Raw genomic sequence first — 4245 nt, 5'->3', positions numbered from 1 at the left:
GGCGGGGTCGGTGATGTCGCGGCCGGCGACGTAGCGCGCTTCCTGCACGGCTTTCAGCGCCTTCGCCTCGCGGCCGGGCTGGTCGACCGCAACGGCGGTGATGGCGAGGACGGCGTTCGTCGAGTCGAACGCGGTGCCCGTCGCTCCCAGCACCTGGCGGCGATAGGCGTCGGTGAACACCTGGCCGGTCATCGCGGCGATGCGCTGGTCGTTAGTCCAGGCGTAGCCGGCGAACTCGGGCGTCATCACCCGGCCGGGATCGGAGAACAGACCGGTCGGCAGGAGGCGGAGCGGGATGCCGGCGTCGCGCAACCGGGCGACGCCGGGCGCGGCGGCGTAGCACCAGCCGCAGAGCGGGTCGTAGAGGTAGGTGAGGGAGCGCATGGGATGATCCTTTCAGGAGACGATCAGTGGAGTGGGCGTCGCCGCTGCACGAGCAGCGCAAGCGCCCAGATGGCGAGGCCGCCGAGCGCGAGGCCGCAGCCGACGAAGCCGGTCGAGGTCCAGCCATAGCCGGCGACGATGGCGAGGCCGCCGAGCCAGGGGCCGAGCGCGTTGGCGGTGTTGAACGCGGAGTGGTTGAGCGCCGCCGCCAGCGCCTGCGCGTCGCCCGCCACGTCCATCAGCCGGGTCTGCAGCACGGAGCCGAGCGCGCCGCCGATGCCGATCGCCAGCACCGCCGGCGTGATCGACCAGAGGTGCCCCGCCGCGAACGGATAGATCGCCAGCGCGGCCGCGCTGAACGCGAGCAACCCACCCGCCACCGGCATCAGCGCGCGATCGGCGAACCGCGGCACGACGATGTTGCCGAGCGTCATGCCGACCCCGAACACCGCCAGCACGATCGGCACCGCATAGCCCGGCGCATGAGTAACCGCGCTGAGGGTGGAGGCGAGATAGGTGTAGACGCAGAACATGCCGCCGAACCCGACCGCGCCGATCCCGAGCGTCAGCCACACCTGCGCTCGCTTCAGTGCGCCAAGTTCGCGCAATGGCGACGCATCCTTGTGAGGCCGATCGGCGGCAACGACGGCCAGCACCAGCGCGACGGTGAGCGCGGCCAGCGCCGCCACCACGCCGAACCCCCAGCGCCAGCCGAGCCACTGGCCGAGCAGGTTGGCGACCGGCACGCCGACGATCGTGGCGACAGTCAAACCGGTCATCACCCGCCCGATCGCCACCGTGCGTTGCTCGGGCCGCACCAACCCCGCCGCCACTAAGGCGGCGACGCCGAAGTAAGCACCATGCGGCAGCCCAGTCGCGAACCGCAGCGCCAGCAGCGCACCGAAGGTCGGCGCGAAGGCGCTCGCCAGGTTGCCGAGCGCGAACCAGCCCATCAGCAGCACCAGCAGCGTGCGCCGGCTGAGCCGCGCCCCCGCCACCGCGAACAGCGGTGCGCCGACCACCACGCCCAGCGCATAGGCGCTGATGACGTGGCCGCCGGTCGGCGCGTCGACGCCCATGCCGCGGCTGAACGCGGGCAGCAGGCTCATCGTCGCGAACTCGGTGGTGCCGATCGCGAACCCGCCCAGCGCCAGCACGGCATGAACGAGCCCGGGCGACCGGACACGCCGCTCGGTCGCGGCGACGGGAGCTGCGGTGCCGGCCATGGCTCAGTACGCGACCGAGATGCGCTGACGCGGATGCGCGGCGCTCTCCACCTCGTCGAGCAGCGCGACCGCATAGTCCGGGATAGAGATGCGGCTCTGGCCGTCGGGCTCGGTCATCAGCTGGTCGCCGCCGACGCGGTACCGGCCGGTGCGCTCGCCGGGGGCGAGGAAGGCCGCTGGGCAGACGAACGTCCAGTCCAGCTCGGTCTCGCCGCGCAGCCGGTCGAGGAAGGCAGCGGTCTTGAGCGAGCCGTCCTTCCACTCGGCGGGGAAGTCGGGCTGGTCGACCAGCCGCTGGCCGGGCGCGACCTCCAGAGTGCCGGCCCCGCCGACCGTCACCAGCCGCCCGCCGGCCTGCTTGACCGCCGCGATGATCGAGGCGACGCCCTCGCCGTCCTGGTCGCGGCCCGGGTTGTAGGCGCTGACCACCGCGTCATGGCCGGCGATCGCCGAGGCGAGCTCGTCCTGGTCGGTCACGTCCGCTCCGGCGGTCGAGAGATTGGCATGGCTGGGCAGGTTCTTGGGATCGAGCACGATAGCGGTCACGTCGTGACCCCGCTCCAGCGCCTCGGCGAGGAGGCCGCTGCCGACGAACCCGGTAGCGCCGATGAGTGCGATTTTCATGATACATATCCTTGTGAACTGGAGGAAAAACGAGCGGAAAGCTCTTGCGGTACGGTATATACCGGTCTATCTAGTTCTTGCGACACAACTGTCAAGACGGACCAACGATGCAAACTGAAAAAGGCGACAAGCGCAGCGGGCGCGAGCGGCTGATCGCAACGGCGCGTGACCTGTTCACCCGGCGCGGTGCCTCCAACGTCGGCATCAATGACGTGACCGACACCGCCGGCGTCGCCAAGATGACGCTCTACAACAACTTCGCGTCCAAGGAGGCGCTGACACTGGCGGTCTATGAGGAGATGACGCAGGCGACGCTGCATGACCTGCGCGACATGGCGACGGCGGGACAGTCGGAGGAGACCCGCATCCTTGAGCTGTTCGACCAGCTGAGCGGCGCGGGCAGGCAGGCCGACCCGCGCGGCTGCCCGTTCATCCACGCCAGCCTCCAGCCCGCCGAGCCGGCGGGGCCGATCCATGCGCTGGTCCGCTCCTACAAGCGCGCGCTGCGCGAGCATGTGCTCGGCCTGCTCGACCAACGCCGCCCCGATCGCGCCGACCTCGCCGACCAGATCGTCATCCTGCTCGATGGCATGGCCACGGAAGGATATCTGGGCGGCGTCGCGCACCCGAAGACCGCCGCCAAGCGCGCGGCGGCGGTGCTGCTACGAGCCGTCGGTGCCGCGGCCTGAGCTCTCCTCCAGTTCCGCCCGCAACAGCTCGACCAGCCGCGCCGCCGGCATCGCGCGCGCGAGCGGCGCGCCCTGCCCCGCCCATTGCGCGCCGAAACCGTGCTCGCCCTTTGCCTTGGCGGCGGCGTGGAGCGCCTTGCCGGCGTCGTAGGCGATCGGGTAATCGGGCGGCAGGTGGTCGCCTAGGCTTTGCATCAATGCGGTGAACCGGTTGGCGAGCGCGCGCGCCGGGCGGCCGGAGATCAGCTTGGTCAGAGTCGTGTGATACGCGCCCGGCCCGGTCAGTGCCGCACGATAGGCATCGTCCGCGCCGGACTCGGGGCAGGCGATGAACGCGGTGCCGAGTTGCGCCGCGAGCGCGCCTAGCGCGAGCATCGCCGCGATTCCCGCGCCGTCCATGATCCCGCCCGCCGCGATTACCGGCAGGCCGGTCTCGCGCACCAGCAGCCGCGTCAGCGCGACCGTGCCGAGCGCATCGTCGGGCGCGGCGGGATCGAACACGCCGCGATGCCCGCCGGCCTCGATCCCCTGCGCGACCACCGCCTCGATCCCCGCCGCCTCCACCGCCCGCGCTTCCGCCACGCTGGTCGCGGTGGCGAGCAACATGATGCCGCGATCGCGCAACGCCGCGATCGCGTCGGCCGACGGCAGGCCGAAATGGAAGCTGACGACGGGCGGCGCGACCTCCAGCAGCATCGCCAGCATGTCGGCGTCGTCGGCGAAGCTCTTGTAGATCGTCCGCAGCGCCGACGGCGGCTCCGCGCCGAACTCGGCGAACACCGGTACCAGCCAACGCAGCCACGCGGCCTCCCGCGCAGGGTCGGCCACCGCGCCGCCATGCACGAACAGGTTGACGTTGAAGGCGCGATCGGTGCGCGCCCTCACCTCCGCGATCATCGCGCGGGCACCAGCGGCATCGGTCGCGCCAACCCCGACCGAACCCAGCGCGCCTTCATCCGAGACCGCCGCCGCCAGTGCGGGTATCGACACGCCTGCCATCGGTGCCTGAATCAGGGGAAGCAACAGGTTTAGGCGATTGAGGAAGGACATCGGCACCTCTGCGAACCTAACGACTACATGGTCGGCCGCCAAAAAGCCTGTGATTATCGCTGTAAACGACGACGTGGATCAATTAACCGCGGGCCCCACAACCATCTTAGCTGCTCGCAGCGCCTTTGCCGCTATCCGTATCAGACGTTTGTACGGTCCGCTTCGATGTTGTGTCGTCTCACAGGATCGTCTTTTCCCTAGGGTCAGGACCCATTGATGTGAGCGTCGCGATCTGATTCAGGCTCCGTGAGGAGACCGTAGATGAGCGACCT

General features: G+C 70.0%; 4 protein-coding genes and 1 pseudogene. 1 reads left to right on the top strand and 4 read right to left on the bottom strand.

The features are described 5' to 3' along the window. The 3 genes and pseudogenes from HUU96_RS12210 to HUU96_RS12200 form a co-directional block, all read right to left on the bottom strand. Positions 1 to 384, bottom strand: a pseudogene (locus tag HUU96_RS12210) (DsbA family protein); the annotation flags it as partial. Between the two features lie 23 nt (positions 385 to 407). After that, a complete protein-coding gene (locus HUU96_RS12205) occupies positions 408 to 1610 on the bottom strand; it encodes an MFS transporter (protein ID WP_174293050.1) in 1203 nt (400 codons plus the stop codon). A gap of 3 nt (positions 1611 to 1613) precedes the next feature. Continuing rightward, complete coding sequence (locus HUU96_RS12200; protein WP_174293049.1) at positions 1614 to 2234, bottom strand: NAD(P)-dependent oxidoreductase; 621 nt, start codon at positions 2232 to 2234, stop codon at positions 1614 to 1616. 107 nt (positions 2235 to 2341) lie between these two features. On the opposite strand from HUU96_RS12200, the gene HUU96_RS12195 reads away from it, so the two are divergent. Then, the gene (locus HUU96_RS12195) at positions 2342 to 2923 is read left to right on the top strand and encodes a TetR/AcrR family transcriptional regulator (RefSeq protein ID WP_174293048.1); all 582 of its coding nucleotides are present in this window, start codon (positions 2342 to 2344) and stop codon (positions 2921 to 2923) included. Here HUU96_RS12195 and HUU96_RS12190 read toward each other — a convergent pair. Further along, positions 2897 to 3973 (bottom strand): NAD(P)H-dependent flavin oxidoreductase, encoded by a 1077-nt coding sequence (locus tag HUU96_RS12190; RefSeq protein WP_174293051.1) that lies wholly within the window; start codon positions 3971 to 3973, stop codon positions 2897 to 2899. The two genes, HUU96_RS12195 and HUU96_RS12190, sit on opposite strands and share 27 nt — an antisense overlap. Positions 3974 to 4245 lie beyond the last annotated feature (272 nt).

The sequence above is a fragment of the Sphingomonas bacterium genome (assembly GCF_903644135.1).
Lineage (GTDB): Bacteria > Pseudomonadota > Alphaproteobacteria > Sphingomonadales > Sphingomonadaceae > Sphingomonas.
This window is presented reverse-complemented; position numbering and strand designations above follow the sequence as displayed.

Excerpts from the sequence above, each read along its gene's own strand:
- HUU96_RS12200 (WP_174293049.1), bottom strand. The coding sequence starts at position 2,234 with ATGAAAATCGCACTCATCGGCGCTACCGGGTTCGTCGGCAGCGGCCTC.
- HUU96_RS12190 (WP_174293051.1), bottom strand. The coding sequence starts at position 3,973 with ATGTCCTTCCTCAATCGCCTAAACCTGTTGCTTCCCCTGATTCAGGCA.
- HUU96_RS12195 (WP_174293048.1), top strand. The coding sequence starts at position 2,342 with ATGCAAACTGAAAAAGGCGACAAGCGCAGCGGGCGCGAGCGGCTGATC.
- HUU96_RS12205 (WP_174293050.1), bottom strand. The coding sequence starts at position 1,610 with ATGGCCGGCACCGCAGCTCCCGTCGCCGCGACCGAGCGGCGTGTCCGG.